The organism is Candidatus Microthrix parvicella Bio17-1 (assembly GCF_000299415.1).
GTDB lineage: Bacteria > Actinomycetota > Acidimicrobiia > Acidimicrobiales > Microtrichaceae > Microthrix > Microthrix parvicella.
In genome coordinates this window covers 266,415-290,587 of record NZ_AMPG01000003.1, presented here as the reverse complement: position 1 = coordinate 290,587, position 24,173 = coordinate 266,415, and the positions used below count along the sequence as shown (strand labels likewise).

Below are 24,173 nucleotides of genomic sequence, written 5' to 3'. Positions count from 1 at the left end.
ACGCTCGCGCCCTCCAGGTCAGCAGAGCCGAACTGGCCAAAACGAGATGACGACCTGGTGGGTCCTTTTCTCAAGGGAGCACCCGGCACCCTAGAAAGGGGACCTGAGAACATCCTGAAAGCGCCAGAACCCCTTCCTCCCGATCAGGAGCAACCCTCGTGAACCTTCGACGAACCCGGATGACGCGCGGAGCGGCACTCCTCGCCGCCCCCCTGCTCATCGCCACAGCGTGCAGCGGCAACGACACCAACGAGCAGGCCGACTCATCGACCACCACGACGACACCATCTGGCCCGACGCCGCGCTTTGCGGACGAGTTCGACGTCGACGGTCCGCTCGACTGGGAGGTGTGGGAACCGATCATCGAGAAGCGTCACGAGTCGTACCAAACCGACCGCGACAAGAACGTGCGCGTCGAGGACGGCAACCTGGTCATCGAAGCCCACCAGGAGGACTACAAGGACGCCAAGTACACCTCCGCGATGATCCAGACCCGGGAGTCGTTTCAGTACGGTCGGTTTGAGGCCCGGATGAAGCTGCCGGAAACGCCCGGCACGTGGCCGGCGTTCTGGTTGGTCAACGACGACCAGTGGCCCGACTTCGGCGAGATCGACGTGATGGAGCACTTCGCCCGCGAGACGGAGACCAAGGGAGAGCCGCAGTCGATGGGCTACGTCGAGACGAACCTGCACTCCACCCCGCCCAAGGCTGTTCCGGCGCTCACCGACTGGGGCCGGGCGAAGTCCACCCAGGTCGACGTCGCCGAGTGGCACACCTACGCGGTCGAATGGGCCGAGGGTGAGATCCGCTTCTTCATCGATGATGAGGAGACGGCCACCCACGTTCGCCCGCCCAAGGGCGACGAGCAGACCTGGCCCTTTGACGACCATCCCGAGGTGATCGCGTTCGACATGTTCCTCGGCGCCTATGCGGGCGAGGTCGACTCCGCAGCGCTTCCCCAGCAGCTCCTCGTCGATTGGGTTCGGGTGTGGCCCCTCGACGACGCCGCGGGCGAGGAGGCCCCCGACGACACGACCCCACCCAGCACCACCCAGTCGGGCTGACCGGCCCCGACCGCCTACTCGGCGACGGGCAGGGTGGCCACCCGCTTGCCCCGTGCATGACGGGTCTCCGTCGCCTCCAACGCCGTCAGCGCCTCGGCGAACGGGTGGACGTGTTCCAGCACCAGGCGGATGCGCCCCGCGGTGATGTCGTCGACCAGCGCGTCCATCTCACCGCCGGTGTCCTGGCGATGCACAAACGGTTCCACCGTGACCCCGCGGTCGGGCGCCTCCTGGTCACCCGAGACGGTGATCACCCGGCCCCCGTCGCGCACCACCTGCCGGCTCGATGCGCCCGTGCCCGGCTGGATGGCCAGCGCCGCGTCCACCCCGCCCGGTGCCCAGGCCAGCACGTCGTCGGGCCACCCGACCTCGCGATAGTCCACGGCGGCCTCGGCCCCGAGCGACAACAGGTAGTCGTGGTTGGGGGCCGAGGCCGAGCCGATGACCCGGATGCCCCGTTGCGCCGCCAGCTGCACCACCAGCGTGCCGATCGCCCCCGAGGCGCCCGCCACGAACAGGGTGTCACCCTCGGTGAGCGCGAGCGCGTGCGTGCTCTCGACGGCCGACTTGCCGGGCACGGTGATGCCGGCTGCGGTCGGAAACCCGAGGCCGTCGGGAATCGGCGACAGACCCGTCGCCGGGACCACCGCGTAGTCGGCCCAGGTTCCGCCCTGGGGCTCCATGTTGGTCGCCACCCTGACGCGGTCGCCCACCTTGACCGTGTCGACCCCCTCGCCCAATCCGGCGACGACCCCGGCACCCTCGATGCCGATGACGTACGGAAACGGGCCGTTCGGCGGGATGAAGTAGCGGTCGTGGATGCCCACGCCAAACGCGTGCATCTCGACGAGCACCTGGCCGTCGCCAACCTCCGGCGTCGGAACGTCCATCAGCTTCACGTCTTGACTCTGCCCGTCGATACGCACATAGGCCCTCATGGCCCGGCAAGGTAGCGCGCCCATCGGCATCCCGATCAACTTGCGAACCTGGCTGGGTGGCCTATGGTCGCCGCGAGGTGCGGCGATCGACGGGAGGTCCATGTTCGTTGCAGGTTCGATTCGATGGTGAGCATTCCGGGACTCGGCGACACGAGCGGCCGGGCCGAGTCGATGCTTGGCCGACGACTTCGACCGTGGTGGGGCGTTTACCCGGGGTCGCTCATCGCTCGCGGTGTGGTCGGGGCGATCGTGTTTGGGGTGATCATCTACGGCGCCCACCAGGTGCGCGCCGGCGAGTTGGATCTTGCCGCAACCGGGCTCGAGGATTCCCGCGAGCTGATCGACCTCGTCGCCCTCGGGGTCGGTGGTGCAGCGCTGCTGGGAGTGCTGTACAAAATAGTTCAGATTGCCGTCGGGGCGTTCGACCTGTTCTTTCGCCGCAGTGTCGAGGGACGGCTGGTGCAGGCCCAGGAACGACGCACCGGCGACTTCCTGCCCGGCATCGTCCAGATGGTGTGGTTCCGAAGCAGGGACAGCTCCGGCATGAATCGGTCGGTGCGGAGACGCACCCGCTACGAGGTGGTGCTCTCCACCCCGCACGGACCCAAATCCTGGAACGTGAACTCCAGGCATTTCGCCGAGTTGCGCGGGCGGCCCGGGGGCTCGGTCCGCCTCCGCGTCAGCCCGCTGCTCGGTTACGTCAGCCGGGCTGAGGCGCTCGAGTAGCGGTCACACGTGCCGAGCCCGCTCAGGCCCGGACCGCAACGGCGCCCCGCCATCAATGCAGTCCGGGAGCTGGGTGGGGGCCGGCCGCCGAACTAGCGTCACGCGCTGTGAGTGACCAACCAGCAGACGATGCACCCACCAGCACCGAGGTCGATCGTTCTCGGCAACACCGCCGAGTCTCGTCGAGCGTCGCAACCGGCCTTGTCTGCGGTGTCGCAACGCTCCTGCTCGGACTGATCCGCATCGGCCGAGCGTTCGGATACGACGAGGGTTTCACCTACTACTACTTCATCAGGGGTGGGTCGGTCAGGCGAGCGCTGACGACGCAGATCGTCTTCAACAACCACCCGATGTTCTCGGCGATACAGGCGGTCGCGTGGCGCCTGGGGCTGGTGAGCGAACAGGCGCAGCGCCTCGGTCCGGCGTTGTGCGGGGCGATCGCCGTCGGCCTCGTGGCGTGGTTTGTTGCCCGTCACGTCGGTGCCGTAGCGGGCGTGGCAGCAGGTGTTGTACTCGCACTCAACCCCATATTCCTCGACCAATTCCGGCAGCTCCGCGGGTACGCGTTGGCCACTGCGGCGGTCGTCGCCGCGGGAGCGGCACTTTGGCGATCGTGGGACGACCATCGACTCCGCTGGCTGATCATCCAGGGAGCGCTGATGGTCATTGCGGTCACGACCCACGCCTACAGCGCGCTCACGCTTCTGATGTTGGCAGCAGCTTCGATCGCACTACGTCGCGTCCGGCCGGCCCATTTCTCCACATGGCTGGTGGCGGCGGTTGTCGCCATAGGGATCACGTTCCCGCTGATTGACGACATCAGAGCCAACACCGAGGCTCGGGGCAATCGCTACCTCGCCGACTTCCCTCTGGAACTCGCGCGGGAGTTCATCGGTTGGTCCTGGCCGGCTGTGGCAGTGATCGGACTGGCCGTCGTGACCGGCATCGTCACGCTGTCCATGCGGTCGAAGCAGCACCTGATGGCGGTCGCAGTGAGCGGCGCAATCCTCGTTGGAGCGGTGGCGATCATGTGGCAGGTGGTCCAGCCTTACGACCTCTACGTTCGGTTCTTCGTCAGCGCGATGCCACTCGTAGCCGCGCTTGCCGGCTTCGGCGTCGCTCGACTTCCCAGGCCCGCACAGGTGGTAGTGGTCATTGCAATGGTGTGGGCCCTGCTGCCCGGCGCGCTCGAAGTACTCGACAGCCAACCTCGGACCCGCGAGGCGGCGGCGCTGGTGAACATCGTCCGCGCCGAAGGCCTGGAGGTCTGCGGGAGTAACGCCGAACCGCTCTTTGTCTACACCTCACCGTTCCCGCAGGTCTCCGACAATGGCGACCTCGCGTCATGTGACGTCTACGTATCGGTCCTTGGGCTTGGGGCCGAGCAGCGCGCCCGCCTGGCCACCAGATTCGAGGACCACATAACGCTGCGTGGTGGGATCATCATCTGGGCAGACAGCGGGGAGATCGACCGCCTCGAACGCAGTGGAAAGGTCCCCGCGAGCTGAACGCCCGGATCTGGCCGGCCCCAGTCTCCGGATGACGAAACAACCACGGTTCCTGCGGCAGGGTTCGTCGGAGTGCACCCCGCGTTCTGCATGCCCCATCTCGGCGACCTCCAACGAGATGGGCGGTATCGTCGGCCGATGGACGACATCACTCCCGAGGAGGCACCGACCGAGGACGGTCGACCGCTCGACGGCCAGGTGTGTCTCATCGTCGGCGCCGGGGAGGGCATCGGTCGGGCGTGTGCCGAGGCCTTCGTCCGCGAGGGCGCCACGGTGGCGTTGGTCGCACGAGACGCGCAACGGCTCACCGATCTGGCCGCCGACATCGAGGCCTCCACCGGAGGACGGGCGCACCCGGTTGCCGCCGACCTCGGGGAGCCGGACGTCGGCCGTCGGGTCGTCGACGCCGTCATGGCGACGCTCGGCCGCATCGACTCCGTGATCGCGGTGGCCACCATGGCAGGGCGAGGGGCCCTCATCGACGTCGACATGGACCAGCTCAGGCGGGCGTTCGAGGTCAACGTGATTGGCACCCTCGACGTCAGCCGCTGCGCTGCCCGCACGATGGTCGACGCCGGCCTGGGCGGAGCCATCGTGCACGTCTCCACGCTGGGAACCCACTCGCTCCCCGAGCGGCAGGCGCCATATACCGCGACCAAGGCGGCGATGGTCTCGGCGTCGATGACGATGGCCAAGGAACTCGGCCCCGAGGGCATCAGGGTGAACGTGGTGACGCCCGGTTACGTCACCGGAGCCCCCCTCGACCAGCTGTGCGAACACGTCGCCGCCAAGGACGGCCTCGATGCCGCCGACGTGTCCCGGCGGTTGGCCTCAACGGCGGCGCTGCGGCGCCACGTCGACCCGGCCGACCTCGCTCAGGCGGCGCTGTTTCTGGCCGGGTCCTCCGGACGCAACATCACCGGGATCGAACTGCGGGTGGATGGCGGCCAGAAGGTCGGGCCGTAGGCCGGGTTCAGCCGCGCCAGTAGTTGTTAGCGGCAGCCACGGTGGCGAACTCGATGGCGACGACGTGACCGGCGGCGGTCAGCGAGTCGGCGTCGTTGGCGTACGCCGGGCGCAGTTCCCCGCGGACCTCGGCGTCGGGCTGGATCGCACCGATCGTCTTGCGGGCGATCATGATCGCCAACGCTCGGCCCTCCTCCGGGGTGGCGGTGATCAAGGTGTTGTCGGGGATGAGCGCCATCGTTGGCTCCTGTGGTTCGAGTTCGCAGTCAGCACGGGGTGACCCCGCCCGTTCATGACAATACTCACCGGAGATACTGGAGTCGACCGGCGCCGCAGAACCCGGTGCCGAGTTGCCGGGCCGGCGCGGCGGCTGGTGTTTTTCGCGCCGGTTGAGACTCGCGATCCTGGTTCATGTCGGGTAGAATTACACCCATGTTCTTTGATGTTGGGTGCCGGTTGTGACGGTCGGGCTGACACCACGCCAGGGTGACGTGTTCCGGTCCACCAACCGCTTTGTAGGTGAGGCTGTTGGTGAGGACTCGATCTGGTCGATCCTCCACCGTGAGTGCCATGTGTTGTTCCCTGATGACGCGTTCGCGGACCTGTTCCAAACAACGGGCCGCCAGTCGATCCCACCCAGGATCGTGGCGGTGGTGATGGTGTTACAGAAAGCGTTCGGACTGTCGGACCGCGAAGCGACCGCTGCGTTCCAGTTCGACGCCCGCTGGAAATACGCGTGCGGCGGTTTGGATTTCGACTATCCGGGGTTCGAACGGACCGTGTTGGCCGGTATGCGTTCCCGGCTGGCCCGCTCAGCTGATCCGGACCGGATCTTCAACGCGAACGTCGATGTGGCCCGCTCTGCGGGGCTGGTCGGCCGCCGTCGGGTGCGTCGACGCCCCACCCCAACGGGCGCCCGGCCGTGCGAGGATGCGGGGCCATGAAGAGCCTGGCGTTCGTTCTGAGCTATCTCGCCGGACCGCTGCGACGGCGCGACCTGCGCATGGTGGCAATTCTGCTGGCCACGTTCGTTGTGCTGGTGGTGACCTTCGCTGCGATCTTCCACCAGGTCATGGCCGCCGAGGGCCAAAATCACAGCTGGGCGACTGCGTTCTACTGGACGCTCGTCACCATGACGACCCTGGGCTTCGGCGACATCACCTTCACGTCCGATCTCGGCCGGATCTTCTCGGTGATCGTCCTGCTCACCGGCACCGCCTACCTGCTGATCCTGTTGCCGTTCACCTTCATTCAGTTTGTTTTCGTCCCCTGGATGAACAAGCGCGACGCCTCCAGGGCCCCCCGGTCGCTTCCGGCCGACACCGCCGGCCACCTGATCCTCACCCGGCCGGGGCCGATCGAGGACGCACTGATCCGGCGGGCTGAACAGGCCGGGGTGGACTACGTGGTGTTGGTCGCCGACCCGGCCGAGGCACTCCAACTGCACGACGAGGGCTACCGGGTGATGGTGGGCAGCAGCGACGACCCGGCGACCCACCGCGCCGCCCGGGTGGACAAGGCGGCATTGCTCTCCGCGACCTGGCCCGATACGACCAATGCCAACATCATCTTCACCGCCCGCGAGATCTCCGCCGACGTGCCCGTGGTTGCCACCGCCAACAAGGAGGCCTCGGTGGACGTACTCGAGCTTGCCGGAGCCAACGAGGTGCTGCGGTTGGGCCTCCTGCTCGGCTCGGCCATGGCCGATCGGACCCTGCTGCCCGGCGGACGGAGCCACCTGATCGGCCGATTCGCCGGAGTACTCATCGCTGAGGCCCGGGTCGCCGGAACACCGCTGGAGGGACGCTCCATCGCGGACGTCGAGCTACGAAGGCGACTGGGCGTGACCGTGATCGGGGTATGGGACCAGGGGGTCTTCACGATCGCCGTTCCCAACATCGAACTGAATGCCTCCTCGGTGCTCATCCTGGCCGCCACCCAGGACCAGCTCGACGCCTACGACCGTTGTTACGGGACCGGCTCCGAATTGGAAGGTTCGGTCGTGATCATCGGCGCCGGGCGGGTGGGGCGCGCCGCTGCTCAGGCCTTCGCCGAAGCGGACATCGGCTACAAGATCATCGAGCAACAACCCGAACGGATACTCGACGAGCACTATGTGCTTGGCGACGCCGCCGACATCGCCGTGCTGGAGGCCGCCGGGATCAGAACGGCCACCGGGGTGCTGATCACCGCACACGACGACGACATCAACATTTACCTCACCATCTACTGTCGCCGCCTCCAACCCCACCTGCAGATCGTCGCCCGGGCAAACCTGGACCGAAACGTGTCCACGCTGTATCGGGCGGGCGCGGATGACGTGCTGTCGTATGCCTCAACCGGGGCGGCGGCCGTCTGGAACCACTTCCGCGGCAACGACACCCTGGTGGTCGCCGACGGCCTCGACGTGTTCCGGTCGACGGTACCCGTCTCGATGCGCGACAAGACGCTGGCCACAAGCGGGCTGCGGGAGAAGACCGGCTGCAACCTGGTGGCCGTCGAGACCGACGGGACCCTGGTGGGCAACCCCGGCGCCGACGTGGTGCTGACCGCCGACACCGGTCTGATCCTGATCGGCGACGACGCCGGCCAGGAACGGCTGGCCAACCTCAACGACGGCTGGCGGGCCAGGCTGCGACGGCGCATGGCCTGAGACGGTCGGGCATCATCGGGCCAAGCCTCAGGCGAGCAGTCCAGCCAGGCGGGCAAGGGCGCCGAGCCCCCGAGACACGTATCCGTCGGGCAGCACCAGCACGGGCACAATCGGGTCGGTGGCGGCCTGCCAGGCGGCCCGCCACTCCTCGGCCACGACGTTGTTGGCGGGACCGGCGCCGAGGTCGTCGAGCACCGCCGCGTCATCGATGCGCTCCGCGCGTTGCCAGTGCGAGGCGAAGATCTCGTGGCGAAGCTCGGGACGGGATTCGTTCGGAGTGCCCGCATAACGAGTGATGGCAAGCCGGGTGCTGACCTGGCAGATTGGGAGTTGCAACCGATCGGGCTCACCGCGGTCGAGCAGCCCCCTGATCTGAGCGAGCTCGTCGGTCAGCATCTGGGCGACGTCGCCGCTGATCTCCACACCGGCGGCGGGGATCCCGCGGTCGTGTTCGACCGCTCGCCACTCAACCGCCGCGATGCCGCGTCGCTCCAGTTCGTCGACACGCTCGCTTGCGAGTGCGCTGAACGGGCAGTTGAAGTCTCCGTACACCACCAGATCGATCATTGAAGGGTCCTCTCAGCCGTTCTGTCGCCGCTGTCGACGGCGTTGTGAACCGCCGCCATCTCAACCCACTCGGGTTCTTCAAACTCATACCCGGCGGCGGAGAAGAGTTCCATCTCCTCCACCTCGATGTGCGCCGACAGCGCGTAGTACTCGCGTCGGTCAAAGTGGCCCTCCACCAGCGCCGCTCGAATCGTCCGGTGCTCCTCCTCGAGGACTGCACAGGCGACCTCGGTCAACTCGCCAAGCTCCATCAGTTCCGGATAGAGCCCAAACTCCTCCTTGGCGGCATGAGCGTCGAGCAGCGTGACGAGCCGACCCACTTCGTCAACGTCCGCCGGCCGGCCCGCCCGTACCGCTTCGACGATTGCCCAGGCCATCGACAGGATCTGTTCGTGGTCGGCGGTGAGTTCGGCGATGGGAGCGAACTCTCGGCACCCGCAATGGTCACACATGGAGATTAAGTCTATCGCGACCTAGAATAAATTGGCAACGGTCACGTTCGCGCGCACCCCTGGTGGTTCCCACCAAGATGAATGATGATCATATCAACCGAATCTCACTCAGTGCCCGAGCACGGCTGCGGTGGGCAGATCCGACCTACCATCGGCCCACGAACACGACCTTCGGCTCGGACACCTGCCAGGTGGCCGGCCATCGTGGGAGCAAGGGGACCAGGTACTCGTGGGGGCACCACACATCACCACAACGCACGACGTGCTCGCCGATGTTGGCTGCATGTCGCTCCCCGGGACCGACCCGGTACCCGCCCTGCGGGCGGCACAACGCTGCGGGGCCACCCCGATCCTCTGGGCGACAGGTCAACCGATTGCCAACCAGCTGGACCCACTGGTGGTGTGGGCGGACGTGCCGCCGGACGGCCCGCTCCCACCCAACGTCACGGCGCTGATCGCCGCAATCGAACGGGCGGCGGCGATCGACCCGGAGCGCACCGACCTGGTGCGCATCCCGGCGATCAACTCGATCGGCCAACTGGACAAGGCACTCTCGTTGCTGGCCCAATCGTCGGGTCCCGGCCACCTGGTGCTGGTGGGCAACGAGGCCGCTGGCCCTGTGGGCGACACGTCGACGTTCATCCTGTTGCAACAGGTCACCCGGGCGCTGCGGCGGGGCGAACACCAGGCTCCCGCCATCTGGGTTCGGGGCGGCATCGGCCCAAACACCGCCGCCGCCGCAATCGCCGGAGGCGCATCGGGCGTCATCCTCGACACTCAAACCGCCCTGCTCCGGGAAAGCACCGTGCCGCCCACCGTTCGGCGCATCATCGAGGCGGCCGACGGATCCGAGACCCGGGTGCTGTCCGGACACCGTGTGTTTGTGCGACCCGACCTCCCCACCGCCGACCGAGAGTCACTTCCCGACGCACTCAACTTCGGCTTCAACGATCCGCAAACGCAGGTGATACCTGCGGGTCAGGACCTGCCGGTGGCCCGCCGGCTGGCCACCATCGGGGTGACGGTGGCCGGTGCCGTGCAGGCGATCCGGCGAGCGATGTACGCCGACGTGTCTGCCGCCTCCACCACCGCAACGCTTCGCCCGGGCGGGCCGCTGGCCGAGCGCACGGGAGCCACCCACCCGGTGCTCCAAGGCCCGATGACCCGGGTGTCGGACACCCCGGCTTTCACCGAGGCCGTTGCCCGGGGCGGCGGGCTGCCCTTCCTGGCGCTGGCCCTGCTGCGCGGACCCGAGGTGGAACGCCTGCTGACAGAGACCACCGATCGTTTGGGCGAACTGCCGTGGGGTGTTGGCATTCTGGGCTTCGTCCCGCCCGAGTTGCGGGCCGAGCAATTGGAGGTGGTGAAGGCCTACCGCCCACCGATGGCGATCATCGCCGGCGGTCGTCCCAGCCAGGCCAAAGAGTTGGACGACCTTGGCATTCGCACCTACCTGCACGTGCCCTCACCAGGCCTCCTCCAACGATTTTTGGCCGACGGTGCCCGTCGATTCATCTTCGAGGGTCGCGAATGCGGCGGTCACGTGGGCCCACGCAGCAGCTTCGCCCTGTGGCAGGCCCAACTGGACGTTCTGGCCGACCACGCCAACGTGGCCGAACTTGACGTGATCTTCGCCGGTGGCATCCACGACGACACGTCGGCGGCCATGGTGGCGGCCATGGCGCAGCCGCTGGCGGCTCGGGGAGCCGCCATCGGCGTGCTGGCCGGAACCGCCTACCTGTTCACCGAGGAGATCGTGACATCCGGCGCCATCGTGCCCGGGTTTCAGCGGGCAGCACTCGAATGCACGGCCACCTCGCTGGTGGAGACCGCCCCCGGCCACGCCACCCGCTGCGTGGCCGGCCCGTTCGTCGAGGCGTTCGAGGCCCGCCGGGGCGAACTGGTGGCTGCCGACGTACCGGCGTCGGAACGCTGGGCCGAACTGGAGCAGATGAACCTTGGCCGGTTGCGTCTGGCGTCCAAGGGCCTGGAGCGCACGGCTGCCGGCCTCACCGAGGTGGACGAGGCGGGCCAACGCGAAGGCGGCATGTTCATGATCGGCGAGGTGGCCACGATGGGCCACGAGCCGCTGACCGTGGCGGCATTGCACGACCGGCTGACCACCGGATCGGTGGGGCTCCTGGCGCACCGTACCGAGGAACTGACCGAGGCGGGATTCCTGCCCGTCGACGACGAAGGGCGGGCCCCGGCACCGCTCGACATTGCCATCATCGGTATGGAGTGCGTGCTTCCCGGCGCAGCAAACGTCGAGGAGTTCTGGACCAACACGGTGCTTGGGCGCAACGCCGTCACCGAGGTTCCGCACAGCCGCTGGGACGCCGACCGCTTCTTCGACCCTTCCGGTGACGCCGCCAACTCCGGCCTGCTGAGCCCGTCCAAATGGGGGGCGTTCGTTCCACCGGTGCCGTTCGACCCGCTGGCCTTCGGCATCCCACCGGCCTCGCTGGCCGCCATCGAACCGGTGCAGTTGCTCAGCCTGGAGGTGGCGTCCCGGGCGCTCGCCAACGCCGGATACGAGCACCGTCATTTCGACCGCGACCGCACCTCGGTGATCTTTGGCGCCGAGGCGGGCACCGACCTGTCGAGCAGCTACGGGTTCCGTTCGATCTGGCCATCGCTCCTCGGTGAGCTTCCACCCGAACTCGACGACCATCTCCCGCGCCTGACCGAGGACTCGTTCCCCGGCCTGCTCACCAACGTGATCTCAGGCCGCATCGCCAACCGGCTGGATCTGGGCGGTGCCAACTACACGGTGGACGCCGCCTGCGCCTCGTCGCTCACCGCGTTGGATGCCGCCTGCAAGGAACTGACGGCGGGCAGCAGCGACATGGTGTTGTGCGGGGGCGCCGATCTGCACAACGGCATCAACGACTACCTGCTGTTCTCCAGCGTGCACGCCCTGTCCCCCACCGGCCAGTGCCGCACCTTCTCATCCGACGCCGACGGCATCACCCTCGGCGAGGGCATCGCCTGCGTCGTGCTGAAACGCCTCGAGGACGCCCGGCGCGACGGCGACACGATCCACGCCGTGATCAAGGCGGTGGCCGCATCGTCGGACGGGCGCCACCTGGGCCTGACCGCTCCCCGCAAGGACGGTCAGGTGCGCTGTTTGGAACGGGCCTACGCCCAGAGCGGCATCGACCCGGCCGATGTTGGGCTGATGGAGGCACACGGCACCGGCACGGTGGTGGGCGACCGCACCGAGTTGGCCACCCTGACCGAACTGTTCGGGGGCGCCGGGGCCGAGGTGGGGTCCACCGTGCTCGGCTCGGTGAAATCCCAGATCGGTCACACCAAGTGCGCAGCCGGCCTGGCGGGGCTCATCCGAGTGGCACGCGCCGTGTCCACGGGGGTGCGACCACCGACCAACAACATCACCACCCCCAACGACTACTGGGACCCCACCACCAGCCCGTTCCGGCTGGACGGCAGCGCCACCCCGTGGCTGGACGAACACCGCACGGCGGGGGTGTCGGGGTTTGGGTTCGGCGGCACCAACTTCCACGCCGTGATCGAGGCGCCCGACGGCGAGCCGACACCGGCCCATGGGCTCACCGACTGGCCCGCCGAGCTCTTCGTTTTTACCGGGGCCACCCTGACTGCAGCGAAGGTGATGGTCGACCAGTTGGTGGGCCACCTCGACCACTACGGCCCCGCCGCCGAGCCGCTCCGCAACCTGGCCGCCACCGTGTGGGCCAGACGTTCGGGCCCGCCGCAGGTGAGTGTGATCGCCACCGACGCGGCCGACCTGCGGGCCAAGCTGACGACGGTGTTGGCGACCGCAGACACAGCGACCGAGACCACGGAGTCGACAGCACCCACCGGATCGACAGCGCCCACCGGCGGCTCGGATCGCCCTTCCCTGCCCCGCCTCCACTGGGCCAACCCCATGGCCGAAGACGCAAAAGTGGCGTTCGTTTACCCGGGGCAGGGTTCGCAACGGCCGCGCATGCTCAGCGACCTGTACGTGGCGTTCCCGCATCTGCGCGAGGTGTTCCGCGAAGGTGCACGCTGGACCGACCTGCTGTTCCCGCCCACGGCGTTCGACTCCGAAACGCGGGCGGCCCAGCTTGCGGCCGTCACCGACACCCGGGTGGCGCAGCCAACCTTGGGGATCGCGGGTATCACCCTGACCAGGCTGCTGGACACACTGGGCGTTCGTCCCGACCTGGCGGCAGGACACAGCTACGGCGAGTTGGTGGCGCTGTGGGCTGCCGGAGCATTGCCCACCGACGGGTTCCTCGACCTGTCCGAGGCGCGAGGGGAAGCAATCCTGGCCGCCACCATGATGGGCGGGGAACCCCCCGCTGAAGGTGAAACCAACGGGGCCAGCGAAACCAACGAACCCATGGATGACGCGGGGGCGATGGCGGCGCTTGCGCTGGGCGCGGATCGGGCCGAGGAGATCATCGACTCGTTGACGCTGTCACGCGCTGCCGTGGGCGATGCCTGCGTGGTGGTGGCCAACCGCAACGCACCCAACCAGTCGGTGGTCTCCGGGCCCACAGCCGCAGTTCGGGCGGTGGTCGACGAGGCCACTCGGCTGGGCGAACGGGCCACACTGCTGAACGTGGCCTGTGCCTTTCACAGCCCGATGGTGGCCGCTGCGGCCACGACGCTCGGCGCACGCCTCAACGAGATCGACCTGGCCGAACCTCTCTTCGACGTGTACTCCAACGTCACGGCCCGCCCCTATGGCGACGCCGACGACGTGGCCCGTCTGCTGGCCGCTCAAGTGGCCGAGCCGGTGCGCTTCACCGATGAGATCGAGGCCATGTACGCGGCCGGAACCCGGGTGTTCGTCGAGGCCGGGCCAGGCCGGGTGCTCAGCCGGCTCGTTGGTCTGACCCTGGGTGACCGCCCCCACCAGGCGATCAACTGCGACGTGGCGGGCGAGTCCAGCCTGAACAACCTGCTGGACGCGTTGGGGCGCCTGGCCATGACCGGCCTCCCAGTGACGCTCGATGCGCTCTTCGACAAGCGAACCATCACCGTCGACCTTTCCGCCCGGGGTGCCGTGCCCGGTTGGAGTGTCGATGGCCACCTGGTGCGAGGCCGCGATGGCTCGCCCGTATCCGGCGGGCTTCGACCCGCCCACGAGTTTGTGGAGGCCCACCCGATGGGATTGCCAAACGACAACCATCCGAACGGACGCCCTCGGGGTGAAGCCAGCCTCACCGACGGGTTTGGCGCAGACCCGGCACTCATGCAGTACCTCCAAGGCATGCGCGAGATGGTGGCCGCCCAACGCGACGTGATGATGTCGTACCTCGGCGTGGCGGTGGCGCCCGGCTCGCCGGTGATCGACACCACCCTGACCGCGGGTTCAACCAGCCCCTCGTTGGCGACCCGGCATCGCTCCCCCGAGGCAAACCCCTCCAACGACCAGGGTGTCGAGCATGGGCGCCACCAGGGCGAGCCTGCGGGCGACGACGCCGCTCCACCGGTGCTGGGCGCCGCCGAGTTGGAGGCGCTGGTGACGTCGATCGTGGCCGACCGAACCGGCTACCCGGTGGACATGTTGAACCCCGACCTCGACTTGGAGGCCGACCTCAGCATCGACTCGATCAAACGCATCGAGATCCTGGGCGAGCTGGCGGAGCGAGCCGGGCTGCCCGGCGCCGATGAGGGCTCGCTGGACGAGTCGGTCGTCGAGGCGCTGGCGATGATCAAAACCATTCGCGGCATCGCCACCTGGATCGTCGAACATCGCAACGACCCTGCCGAGGGGAACACCGAAGCATCCGGCGTTCCAACCGATCCCACGGACGAGCGCCCCGGCGGGACCGATGTCGCCGGGCTCGGCGTCGACGATCAATCCATCACGGTTCCTGATGAGGCGCTGAGCCTGCTGCCGGTGGTGGTCGCAGCCTCGCCGGACGGCGAACCCGTGACGGTTCGCGACCTGACCGTATGGATCACCGACGGCGTGGCTGCCACCGACCTTGCAGCAGCGGTGGCGACCGGCGGGGGAACGCCGGTGCTGTTCGATGGAGATGCTGCGGTGCCCGACGGCGACCCGGACGTGCTCATCGACACCACGGGTCTCAGCAACACTCCGGGCCTTTGCAACACTCCGGGCCTCAGCAACACCGTGAGGTCGACCGACCTGACTGCGTCGGGGGCAAACCGCAGCTACGCCACGCTGCGCCAGGCGCTGCTGCGCGGCGTTCGCCATGTGGTGCTGGCCACCGGGGACGGCGGCCGCTTCGGCATGGACCACCACCGATCGGCCGAGCCCGGCCAGAGCCTGCCTGGGCCCACCGGCGATGCAAGCCCACCAGAAGGTGCCGGCGCGCTGCGGGTGGGCGGATACCGGGGCCTGGCACGAGCAGCAGCTCGCGAGTACCCGGAGGTGGGGATGCGCTGCGTCGATCTGGATCCCACCGAGACCCCTTCAGCGCTGGCTGCCCACCTGATGGCCGAGATCGGCGGACCCGACCCCGACAACTGCGTGATGGGCCGCACGGCCGACTCCCGGGTGGCGATTCGCTGGCAGCGGGTTCGGCCGGACGCCCCCACCGACGCCGATGCATCGGGTGAAGGCAGGCCTGATCTGGGACCCGGCCGGGCGGCGCTGTTGACCGGCGGTGCCCGGGGCATCACCGCCAAGGTGGCCGTCGGCCTGGCGGGCCGCTTCGGCTGCCCGATCGCGCTGGTTGGCCGCTCGCCGGAACCAATCGGTACGCCCTCGGCCGAACTGGCCGACCATCCCGACGACAGGGAGTTGCGTCGCCGCCTCATCGAGGGCGGCATGACCAACCCACGAGACATCGAATCACGCCTTGCGTCACTGAGCGCCGAGGCCGAGATCCGCGCCACGATGGCCTCCCTCACCGACCTTGGCGTTCCGGTGCGCTACCTGCAGGCCGATGTGGCCGACCCGGAGGCCGTCGAGGCGGCGATGGCCACCGTCGCCGCCGAACTGGCACCGATCGGTTTGGTGGTCCACGGAGCCGGGGTCCTGGCCGACCATCTGATCCGCGACAAGGGCCCCGAAGAGTTCCAGCGGGTGTGGCACACCAAGGTGACCGGTGCGTTGGCACTGCACCGAGCCGCTCCGGAGGATGCCGATCTGGTGTTCTTTGCCAGCATCTCCGGTGCGGTTGGCAACGTTGGCCAGGTCGACTATGGGGCGGCCAACGATGCGCTGGACCTGCTGGCCCACACCCTTGAGGACCGCAATGTTCTCGCCATCGACTGGGGTCCGTGGGCCGGGGGCGGCATGGTGTCGCCCGAACTTGAGCGTGAATACGAGCGCCGTGGGGTGGGCCTGGTGCCGGTCGAAGCGGGAGTGAACCTGGTGTGCAGGCACGTGGCCGCCGGGCTTCCCCAACGGCAGGTGATGTTTGTCCGGGCGGAGCCGGCCGCGATCGGTGCCGTGGAGGCTGAACCCGTCGGGGCCTCCGGCGACGGTGGGGCCTGAACCCCTGATGGGCCCGCCCGACGCCGCAGCCGACCAGGCAACGGCCAACGGCCCAGCGACGGTTCGTCCGGCGGCCGACGGATCGTTTCCTGTGGCCATCGTGGGCATGGCGTGCCTGTTCCCGGGCGCCGCCAACCTGGCTCGCTATCGGACCAATATCGAGGCCGGTGTGGACGCCATCACCGACGTGCCCCCGGGCCGCCTCGACCCCACCTACTTCGCGTCGGAGCACGACCCCACGTCGGGGCCGGCCCCCGACAGCCTGGGGGTGTCACGAGGTGGGTTCGTCGACGACCTCGCCCACTTCGACGCCGCCTCTTTTGGTGTGATGCCGGTGGCGGCCGACGATGCCGAGCCCGACCAGTTGCTGGCACTGCGCCTGGCGACGGAGGCGGTGAGCGATGCCGGTGGAGCCGAGGCACTGGGCGATTCGAGCCGTGTTGGGGTGATCGTCGGGCGAGGCGGCTACCTCAACTCGGGCACGGCCCGCCTGGACCAGAAGACCCGGGTGGCCCGACAATTGTCGTTGGTGCTCCACCAACTGGTGCCGGAGTTGGGCGACCAACGCATCGACGAGATCCGCCACGCCTTTCAGGCCGAGGTGGGCCCCGAACGCCCAGAGGCCACCATCGGCCTGGTGCCCAACCTGGCCGCCTCGCGCATCGCCAACCGCCTCGACCTCCAAGGTCCCGCCTACACCGTCGACGCCGCCTGCGCCTCGTCGCTGGTGGCGCTCGACCATGCCGTGCGGGATCTGGCGTCCGGCCGCTGTGGCTCGGTGATTGTGGGTGGGGTCCACCACTGTCACGACATCACCTTCTGGTCGGTGTTCTCCCAGCTGGGCGCGCTGTCACCCAGCGGCCACATCGCTCCGTTCAGCCGTTTCGCAGATGGCCTGCTGATCGGCGAGGGCTCCGGCATGGTGGTGCTGCAACCGCTGGACGACGCCATCGCCGCCGGCCGACGGGTGTACGGCGTGGTGTGCGGCACCGGGGTTGCCGGCGACGGACGCGACTCGTCGCTACTGCGGCCACGGGTGGACGGCCAGGTTCTGGCGGTGCGACGGGGTTGGGACGCCGCGAGGATGGACCCGGCCGAGGCGGGCCTGATCGAGGCCCACGGCACCGCCACCGCGGCGGGCGACAGCGCCGAACTGGTCACGATCCGCGCCGCGTTCGGCGACATCGGCCCGGCGCTTCACCTGGGTTCGGTCAAGTCGATGATCGGGCATTGCATGCCGGCCGCCGGTATGGCCGGACTGATCAAAGCCACGCTGGCCCTCCACCACCGGGTACTGCCGCCAACGTTGCACGCTGAGGCGCCTCATCCCAACCTTGACGGCAGCCGCCTGAACCTTCCCGCCGAGGCGTCCGACTGGCCAGGTGGCCGACGCCGCGTGGCCGCAGTGAACGCCTTTGGGTTCGGCGGCATCAACGCCCACGTCGTGTTGCGAGAGGCCGACGAACGCGAGGCGGGTACACATCCCGACCGGCATGGCCAAGCATTCACCGCACCCCACGGCCGGGCCTCAACCGGCTCCGACCCAACCGTCGCAGCCGTTGCCGCCGACGGCTCCACCGTGCTGTGCATCACCGGGCCCAACCCCGCCGCCGTGCTTGAAGTGCTCGATTCGGCCACGCCAGACACCTCGACGTTGCACCTGGCGCCGGGCCCAGTGCGCCTGATCATCCTCAACCCCGACGAACGGCGTCTCAAGCTGACCCGGCGGGCGCTGACCTCGGGCACGGCCTGGCGGGGCCGAAGCGATGTCTGGGTGACCCATGACGGCCTGATCGATGGCGGCGGCTCCACCGTGTGGATGTATCCCGGTGTCGAGCCCACGTTTGCGCCCCAGGTGGCCGACGTTGCCCAACACCTCGACCTCACACTCCCCGATCTCCACGTCAGCGGCAGCGACAGCGACACCAACACCAACGGCAGCGACACCGGAGCCAACGACAACGACGAGGGGGCGCTTGGCTTTCAGGGCGCCGCCATCGTGCACCTGGGCCGCTTCCTCACCGACGTGATGGGCCGGCTCGCCGCCCCATGCGACCACATGGCGGGCCACTCGGTTGGCGAATGGACCGCCATGGCCACCTCCGGTCTGATCCCCCCCGACGAGTTGGAACGGCTGCTGGGAGAGATCGACCCGGCCGACCTGGACGTGCCCGGCGTGCAGTTTGTCGCGCTGGGGTGTGGTGCCGACCAGGCCATGGAGTTGGCCGAGCATCTCGGCGCCGTCGCCCTGAGCCACGACAACTGCCCTCACCAGTCCATCCTGTGTGGGCCGGCGCCGAACGTGGCCCAGGTGGTCGAACGGGCGAAGTCCCATCGGGTGATGGCCCAGGTGCTGCCGTTTACCAGCGGGTTCCACTCCCCCGCATTTGAGCCCTACCTTGGCCAGATCAGCCGACACCTCGATCACATGGAGGTGGCCACACCCAACGTGGCCCTGTGGTCGGCCACCTCGGTCGACCGCTATCCCACCGACCCGGCCGCGGTGAAGCGCCTGGCCACCACCCATCTCACCGAGACGGTGCGGTTTCGGGAGCTCATCGACGCGTTGTACGACGCCGGGGCGCGGGTGTTTGTGCAGTTGGGGGTGGGCTCGCTGCCGTCGTTCGTCGATGACACGTTGAAGGGCCGTGACCACGTCGCCGTCAGCGCCGCATCCGAAAAGCGGCCGGGGTTGGAACAACTGGTTCGGTTGACCGCCTCGCTGTGGGCAGAGGGTGCCGGGGTCGACCTGGCGCTGCTGGGGTTCCCCGCCGACGCCTTACCCGCTCCCGTCCCCGCCGATGTGCAGGCCGGCGACGAGCTCGCCGGACCGCTGCTCTCGCTCGGAGCACCGCTGGTACGGCTGCCGCAGGCGCTGGTCAATACGGTCCGTGCCGACCTCGGTGCCGCACGCACCCCGGGTCCCGCCCCCCAAGGCGAGACGGCCGTCGGCAGCGCCAGGAGCGACGACCCCATCATGGCCCACATGCAGGCGCTCACCGACGAGTCCACCCGGGCATCCCAAGAGGTGCTCGATGCATTCAACGCAGCCACACCCACCCGCACGCGCCCCACCGCCGACCGGCAGGTTGACGGAACCATCGAGGTTTCCTTGCAGACCATGCCGTGGCTCCTCGACCACTGCTTCTACCGCCAGCCCGACATCGGCGTTGGCTCGGCCGTCGAGGAGCAGTTCCCGGTCGTGCCGATGACCGAGATGATCGAGTTGATGCGCGACATCGCCCTCGATCGGTTCCCCGGCCACGTCGCCACCGCCGTCAGCGGGGTGCGGGCACTGCGTTGGCTCACCGCGGCGCCCTCCACCGACCTGTCGGTCACCGTCGGTGATCTCGTCGACGGTGAGGTGAAGATCACCCTGGAGGGTTACGCCCGCGGCACGGTACACCTGGCCGTCGACTATCCGGCTCCAAGCCCCACCGGCCCGGCCAACGTGCCCGCGGGCGAGCCCGTGGCCCCCGGCATCTCCGTTGACGACGTCTACCAGCGCCGAATGATGTTCCACGGTCCTGCGTATCAGGGCATCACCGCGCTCACAGGCCTCACCACCTCATCCATCTCCGGTGACATCGCAGTGCTGGAGCGCACCGGCGCCATGTTGGATTCGGCCGGTCAGCTGCTGGGTTTGTGGGTCATGGAACGCCTCGACCATGACGTGATCATCCTGCCCCAATCGATCGAACGGGTGGAGTACTTCCGTGAACGACCCGTCGGGCCGATGCGCTGCACGGTGACGATGACCGACGTCAACCCGCAGTCGGTGTCCGCCGACCTGGAGTTGGTCGATGCCGAAGGGCCGTGGTGTCGAATCACCGCATGGGTCGACCGACGTTTCAACTCCGACGACGTGCTGTGGCCGTTCCTGCGTTTCCCCGACGAGCGCACGGTTGCCGAGCACCGGCCGGGCGGGTGGTGGCTGCTGTTGGAACGCTGGACCGATTCTGCATCCCGCGAGCTGATGGTGCGTCGCTACACCGATGCTGCCGAACGAACCGACTACACCGCACGAAACCCGCTGGCCCAACGCTCGTGGCTGCTTGGTCGGGCCGTGACCAAGGACGCGGTGCGCCAACACCTGTGGGGTCTCGGCGCACCACCGATGTATCCGGTGGAGGTGCAGGTGGGCCACGACGACGCCGGCGCCCCGCACCTCAACGCCCCGGCCCAGGCCACCGGCCTGCACCTGTCGATCGCCCACTCCGCCCACGTAGGCGTGGCTCAGCTGTCCGCCGATGGCCCGGTGGGCATCGATGTCGAACGGGTCAAGCCACGCGGCGAAGGCTTCTCTGCTCTGGCGTTCACCGACAGCGAACGCACGATCCTGGGCAACGCCGGCCGCGACGCCAACACCGACGGCGCTGCCTACGACGTGCGCCTCACCGCCATGTGGGCGGCCAAGGAGGCAGTGGCCAAGGCGGCCGGCACCGGCCTGCAGGGTCGTCCGTCAGACTGGCTGATCTCCGAAATTCAAGGCGACCGGATCCGGGTGAACGACACGTGGGTCAACCTCGAGGTGCTCGACCTTGCCCCGCCGGGGCACGACCGCAGCGAGGCCGACACCTATGTGGTCGCCTGGACCTCGGCCGAGCCGGTCGTGGCGGCCGACCACCCACGCCTCCGCCCTTCCGAACAGCCCAGTAGATCCCACGGGAGCCCGACATGACCCAACCAACATCAACATCGACCACGGCAACCGGAAGCGACCCGGTGATCGACGTGGTGGCACGGCTGGTGGGCGAGGTGATCGGCGAGGAGTACGTGGCCGACATCGACATCGGGGCCGACACCTCGTTCTCCGGCGATCTCGAAATGGAGAGCATCGAGTTCGTGGCGTTGGCCGAGGCCCTGCAGCTGCATTTCGGCGAACGGGTGAACTTTGTGGCCTGGCTGGCCGAACTGGAACTCGACGACCTCATCGCCATGACCGTCGGCCAGGTCGCCACCTTCATCGAGGGTTGTATCGCTTCATGAATCCGCCCGTCGACGCCGTGTTGCAGCATCCACCAAAGCTTCACATTCGTCGCATGGGCCGCGCCGACAACCATGCGCTGCCGGTGGTGATGTTGCATGGCGCCTTCACCGGGTCGTTGGCGTCGTGGTGGATGACGTGCGCTCCGCGAGTGGCCAAGTTCAACCCGGTGGTGCTGTACGACCTGCGCGGCCACGGGCTCTCACAGCGGCCCGCCGAGGGCTACCGCCTGGCCGATCACCTCGACGACCTGGCGCGGGTCACCGCCGGGCTGGGGCCGTGTGCGCTGGTGGGCCACAGCCTGGGCGGGTGGATCGCCATCGAGGCCGCCCGCGCCTGGCCCGACCGGGTAAGCGCCCTGGTGGGCGTCGACGTGCCAATCGGGGCGAAACGGCCGCGCACGAGCCACGAAGCGGCCGGGGCCGACACTGCGTCCAAAGGCACTCCCCGGGCCCGGCGTCGCCACCACCAGCTGTCCCTCGCCGAAACCTCCTTTCGGTCCGACCTGGCCGCCGAGGCACCGCTGGACGTCGCCGACCTGGCCTCGCTGCGCTGCCCGACCTTGATGGCCTTTGGCCGCCAGTCGCCGTTTGTCGACGGCGCCGAACTGGCGCGGGCCGCCCTTGGCACCAATTCGGTGCAGATGTTCGACGGCGGCCACGCACTGCACCTGGACGCCACCGCCGACTTGTCCGACGCCATCACCCAGTTCCTTTCAGGCCCCGCCATCACCACGACAACCACCGCCACGACGTCCCCCAAGGGCACAGCCGAACCGGACCACGCCCATGGCTGAGGTCACCGCCAACGGTGTGCGCTTCCACGTGCAGCGCCTCGGCACCGCCCGGGACGACAACCACACCGTGGTGATGATGCACGGCATGGTGATGGACAACCTGTCCAGCTTCTATTACACGTTGGCCAACCCGGTGGCGCTTGACCATGAGGTGATCCTGTACGACCAGCGCGGGCACGGCCGCAGCGAGCGACCGCCAACCGGGTACACCGTGGCCGACTCGGTGGCCGACCTGCGTGCGCTGTTGGCCGAGCTCGGCGTCGACCGACCCGTGGTACTGGTGGGGAACAGCTACGGCGGCACCATTGGCATGGCCTACGCCATGGCCCACCCAGACGAGGTGCGGGGCGTGCTGCTGATCGAGGCCCACATCGCGGTTGAGGGTTGGGGCGACCACATGGCGGGCAGCCTGGCGCTGGCCGCGTTCGGCCTGGACGACGATCAGGTGCGCGAGTGGCTGTCCGATCAGGGTGGCCGCAAGGTCAACCGGCTTGCCCGCAACGCTGAGGCACTGATCTACAAAACCTCGATGCTGGACGACCTGGCCGCCGTGCCGGTGATGACTGAGGCGCAGCTCGGCGCGTTGGAGGTGCCGGTGTTGGCCCTCTACGGCGAGCAGTCCGACATCCTCGACGTGGCCCGCACCGTCGAGCGTTGCGTGCCCAATTGCCGGTTGCAGGTGATGGCCGACACCACCCACTCGTTGCTGTTGGAGCGCACCGCCGAAGTTCGGGTGGCGCTCGACGGGTTGCTCGCAGCGCTGCCTACCGACGCGTCGCCTGCCGGCAAGCCAACTTCGGACGCTCCCCCCGACAATCCGGGCGGCGCCTGATGCGGGTGCTGTTCGTCGTCCCGCCGCTCACCGGCCACACCAACCCCACGGTGGCGGTGGGCGCCGAACTGATCACCCGCGGCCACGAGGTTGCCTGGTGCGGCGATCCGGGCCACCTCGCCGCCCATCTGCCCGCCGGGTCCACGATCATCCCGGCCGCCGACGACCTGCCCACCGATCTGGTGCAGGCGATCACCGAGCGGGCCCAGGGCCTGCGCGGCGCCGCCGCGTTGAAGTTTTTGTGGGAGGACTTCCTGGAGCCACTGGCCCGCGCCACCCTGCCGGGCGTTTCCGAGGCGGTCGAGGCCTACGACCCCGACGTGCTGGTGGTCGACCAGCAGGCGGTCGCCGGAGCCATCGTCGGCCGTCTCACCGGCCGGTTGTGGGTCACGTCGGCCACCACCTCGGCCGACCTGATCGACCCGTTCGCAGCGTTGCCAAAGCTGCGCCACTGGGTGGACGAACGGCTGGTCGACCTCCAGGTGTCGGTGGGTATCCCGGCCGCCGAGGCCGACCCGGTGCACCTGCGGTTCTCGCCGCACCTGGTGCTGGCATTCACCACCGAGGCGCTGATGGGCACCGTCCCCGACGTGGGTGCGCCGCTGGCCTGCGTGGGCCCGGCCTTCGCCCACCGGCCTGCCCCCGCCGGCGGTTCGCACGAGTTCAACTGGCGGTGGCTGGACGGCCGCCCGCTGGTGCTCGTCTCGCTCGGCACGGTCTCAGCCGGATCGGGCACCCGGTTTCTCACCGCCGCCGCCGAGGCACTGGGCGCCCGCCCACACCTGCAGGGTGTTGTCGTTGGCGAGATCAACCCCGAGGCGTGGTCCACCGGGAACGCCCCGGCCGACAACGTCATGGTCGTGCCCCGGGTACCACAGGTGGAGCTTCTCGAACGCTGTGATGCGGTGGTGTCGCACGGCGGACACAACACGGTGTGCGAGACGCTGGCCAACGGCCTGCCGCTGGTGGTGGCACCCATCCGCGACGACCAGCCCATCGTCGCCGACCAGGTGGAGCAAGCGGGCGCCGGTATCCGGGTGCGCTACGCCCGCACCGGTGCCGCCCAACTGGGCGACGCACTCGACACGATCCTGACCGAGCCCTCCTACCGGGAGGCGGCCCAGCGGTTGCAACGATCATTCACCGAAGCCGGCGGGGCATCGGCCGCCGCACAACGACTGGAAGCACTCTTATGACCGACCTGCCAACGTCTCGTCTCTGCTCTTCGAAACATCGT

General features: G+C 68.6%; 16 protein-coding genes. 12 read left to right on the top strand and 4 right to left on the bottom strand.

Annotated features, from left to right (window positions below; translation table 11 throughout):
- The first annotated feature begins 158 nt into the window (after positions 1 to 158).
- On the top strand, positions 159 to 1,064 hold the full coding sequence (locus tag MPARV_RS0114565; RefSeq protein ID WP_157789655.1) for a glycoside hydrolase family 16 protein: 906 nt from the start codon (positions 159 to 161) through the stop codon (positions 1,062 to 1,064).
- Positions 1,065 to 1,078: 14 nt separating this feature from the next.
- On the opposite strand, the gene MPARV_RS0114560 is transcribed toward MPARV_RS0114565, so the two are convergent.
- On the bottom strand, positions 1,079 to 2,002 hold the full coding sequence (locus MPARV_RS0114560; protein WP_020378808.1) for an NADP-dependent oxidoreductase: 924 nt from the start codon (positions 2,000 to 2,002) through the stop codon (positions 1,079 to 1,081).
- Between the two features lie 126 nt (positions 2,003 to 2,128).
- Between MPARV_RS0114560 and MPARV_RS0114550 the strand changes: the two genes are divergently transcribed.
- From MPARV_RS0114550 to MPARV_RS0114540, 3 genes are all read left to right on the top strand, one after another.
- Positions 2,129 to 2,728: a hypothetical protein gene (locus MPARV_RS0114550; protein ID WP_157789654.1), complete on the top strand. Its 600-nt coding sequence runs from the start codon at positions 2,129 to 2,131 to the stop codon at positions 2,726 to 2,728.
- A 107-nt stretch (positions 2,729 to 2,835) separates the two neighbouring features.
- The gene (locus MPARV_RS0114545; RefSeq protein WP_012226210.1) at positions 2,836 to 4,236 is read left to right on the top strand and encodes a glycosyltransferase family 39 protein; all 1,401 of its coding nucleotides are present in this window, start codon (positions 2,836 to 2,838) and stop codon (positions 4,234 to 4,236) included.
- A 138-nt stretch (positions 4,237 to 4,374) separates the two neighbouring features.
- Positions 4,375 to 5,202 (top strand): SDR family NAD(P)-dependent oxidoreductase, encoded by an 828-nt coding sequence (locus tag MPARV_RS0114540; RefSeq protein ID WP_012226212.1) that lies wholly within the window; start codon positions 4,375 to 4,377, stop codon positions 5,200 to 5,202.
- Between the two features lie 7 nt (positions 5,203 to 5,209).
- Here MPARV_RS0114540 and MPARV_RS0114535 read toward each other — a convergent pair whose 3' ends face one another.
- A complete protein-coding gene (locus tag MPARV_RS0114535; RefSeq protein ID WP_012226214.1) occupies positions 5,210 to 5,440 on the bottom strand; it encodes a hexameric tyrosine-coordinated heme protein in 231 nt (76 codons plus the stop codon).
- Positions 5,441 to 5,660: 220 nt separating this feature from the next.
- Here MPARV_RS0114535 and MPARV_RS25635 point away from each other — a divergent pair, with 220 nt between their 5' ends.
- Together MPARV_RS25635 and MPARV_RS0114525 are read left to right on the top strand one after the other, a co-directional pair.
- Positions 5,661 to 6,146: a transposase gene (locus tag MPARV_RS25635; RefSeq protein ID WP_020378806.1), complete on the top strand. Its 486-nt coding sequence runs from the start codon at positions 5,661 to 5,663 to the stop codon at positions 6,144 to 6,146.
- Positions 6,143 to 7,855, top strand: a complete 1,713-nt coding sequence (locus tag MPARV_RS0114525) for a potassium channel family protein (protein WP_020378805.1) — start codon at positions 6,143 to 6,145, stop codon at positions 7,853 to 7,855. The genes MPARV_RS25635 and MPARV_RS0114525 overlap by 4 nt, the downstream gene beginning before the upstream one ends.
- A 27-nt stretch (positions 7,856 to 7,882) precedes the next feature.
- Here MPARV_RS0114525 and MPARV_RS21490 read toward each other — a convergent pair whose 3' ends face one another.
- Both MPARV_RS21490 and MPARV_RS0114515 read right to left on the bottom strand, forming a co-directional pair.
- Positions 7,883 to 8,422: a thioredoxin domain-containing protein gene (locus tag MPARV_RS21490; protein ID WP_020378804.1), complete on the bottom strand. Its 540-nt coding sequence runs from the start codon at positions 8,420 to 8,422 to the stop codon at positions 7,883 to 7,885.
- Entirely contained in the window at positions 8,419 to 8,874 is a 456-nt protein-coding gene (locus MPARV_RS0114515; protein ID WP_012226232.1) for a hemerythrin domain-containing protein, read from the bottom strand. The genes MPARV_RS21490 and MPARV_RS0114515 overlap by 4 nt, the downstream gene beginning before the upstream one ends.
- A gap of 283 nt (positions 8,875 to 9,157) precedes the next feature.
- On the opposite strand from MPARV_RS0114515, the gene MPARV_RS0114510 reads away from it, so the two are divergent.
- From MPARV_RS0114510 to MPARV_RS0114485, 6 genes are read left to right on the top strand one after another with little or no spacing between them, the layout of a single operon-like run.
- On the top strand, positions 9,158 to 16,321 hold the full coding sequence (locus tag MPARV_RS0114510; protein ID WP_157789653.1) for a type I polyketide synthase: 7,164 nt from the start codon (positions 9,158 to 9,160) through the stop codon (positions 16,319 to 16,321).
- A gap of 7 nt (positions 16,322 to 16,328) precedes the next feature.
- Entirely contained in the window at positions 16,329 to 21,002 is a 4,674-nt protein-coding gene (locus tag MPARV_RS0114505) for a type I polyketide synthase (RefSeq protein WP_157789652.1), read from the top strand.
- The gene (locus MPARV_RS0114500; RefSeq protein WP_020378800.1) at positions 20,999 to 21,310 is read left to right on the top strand and encodes a phosphopantetheine-binding protein; all 312 of its coding nucleotides are present in this window, start codon (positions 20,999 to 21,001) and stop codon (positions 21,308 to 21,310) included. The genes MPARV_RS0114505 and MPARV_RS0114500 overlap by 4 nt, the downstream gene beginning before the upstream one ends.
- Entirely contained in the window at positions 21,307 to 22,104 is a 798-nt protein-coding gene (locus tag MPARV_RS22920) for an alpha/beta fold hydrolase (RefSeq protein ID WP_020378799.1), read from the top strand. Before MPARV_RS0114500 ends, MPARV_RS22920 begins: the two co-directional genes overlap by 4 nt.
- Positions 22,097 to 22,936, top strand: a complete 840-nt coding sequence (locus tag MPARV_RS0114490; RefSeq protein ID WP_020378798.1) for an alpha/beta fold hydrolase — start codon at positions 22,097 to 22,099, stop codon at positions 22,934 to 22,936. Before MPARV_RS22920 ends, MPARV_RS0114490 begins: the two co-directional genes overlap by 8 nt.
- Complete coding sequence (locus tag MPARV_RS0114485; RefSeq protein ID WP_020378797.1) at positions 22,936 to 24,132, top strand: glycosyltransferase; 1,197 nt, start codon at positions 22,936 to 22,938, stop codon at positions 24,130 to 24,132. The genes MPARV_RS0114490 and MPARV_RS0114485 overlap by 1 nt, the downstream gene beginning before the upstream one ends.
- The last annotated feature ends 41 nt before the right edge of the window (positions 24,133 to 24,173 follow it).

Bases quoted from the DNA above. Each gene is read 5' to 3' on its own strand.
- MPARV_RS0114560 (WP_020378808.1), bottom strand. From the start codon at position 2,002: ATGAGGGCCTATGTGCGTATCGACGGGCAGAGTCAAGACGTGAAGCTG.
- MPARV_RS0114540 (WP_012226212.1), top strand. From the start codon at position 4,375: ATGGACGACATCACTCCCGAGGAGGCACCGACCGAGGACGGTCGACCG.
- MPARV_RS0114535 (WP_012226214.1), bottom strand. From the start codon at position 5,440: ATGGCGCTCATCCCCGACAACACCTTGATCACCGCCACCCCGGAGGAG.
- MPARV_RS0114525 (WP_020378805.1), top strand. From the start codon at position 6,143: ATGAAGAGCCTGGCGTTCGTTCTGAGCTATCTCGCCGGACCGCTGCGA.
- MPARV_RS21490 (WP_020378804.1), bottom strand. From the start codon at position 8,422: ATGATCGATCTGGTGGTGTACGGAGACTTCAACTGCCCGTTCAGCGCA.
- MPARV_RS0114515 (WP_012226232.1), bottom strand. From the start codon at position 8,874: ATGTGTGACCATTGCGGGTGCCGAGAGTTCGCTCCCATCGCCGAACTC.
- MPARV_RS0114510 (WP_157789653.1), top strand. From the start codon at position 9,158: ATGTCGCTCCCCGGGACCGACCCGGTACCCGCCCTGCGGGCGGCACAA.
- MPARV_RS0114505 (WP_157789652.1), top strand. From the start codon at position 16,329: ATGGGCCCGCCCGACGCCGCAGCCGACCAGGCAACGGCCAACGGCCCA.
- MPARV_RS0114500 (WP_020378800.1), top strand. From the start codon at position 20,999: ATGACCCAACCAACATCAACATCGACCACGGCAACCGGAAGCGACCCG.
- MPARV_RS22920 (WP_020378799.1), top strand. From the start codon at position 21,307: ATGAATCCGCCCGTCGACGCCGTGTTGCAGCATCCACCAAAGCTTCAC.
- MPARV_RS0114490 (WP_020378798.1), top strand. From the start codon at position 22,097: ATGGCTGAGGTCACCGCCAACGGTGTGCGCTTCCACGTGCAGCGCCTC.
- MPARV_RS0114485 (WP_020378797.1), top strand. From the start codon at position 22,936: ATGCGGGTGCTGTTCGTCGTCCCGCCGCTCACCGGCCACACCAACCCC.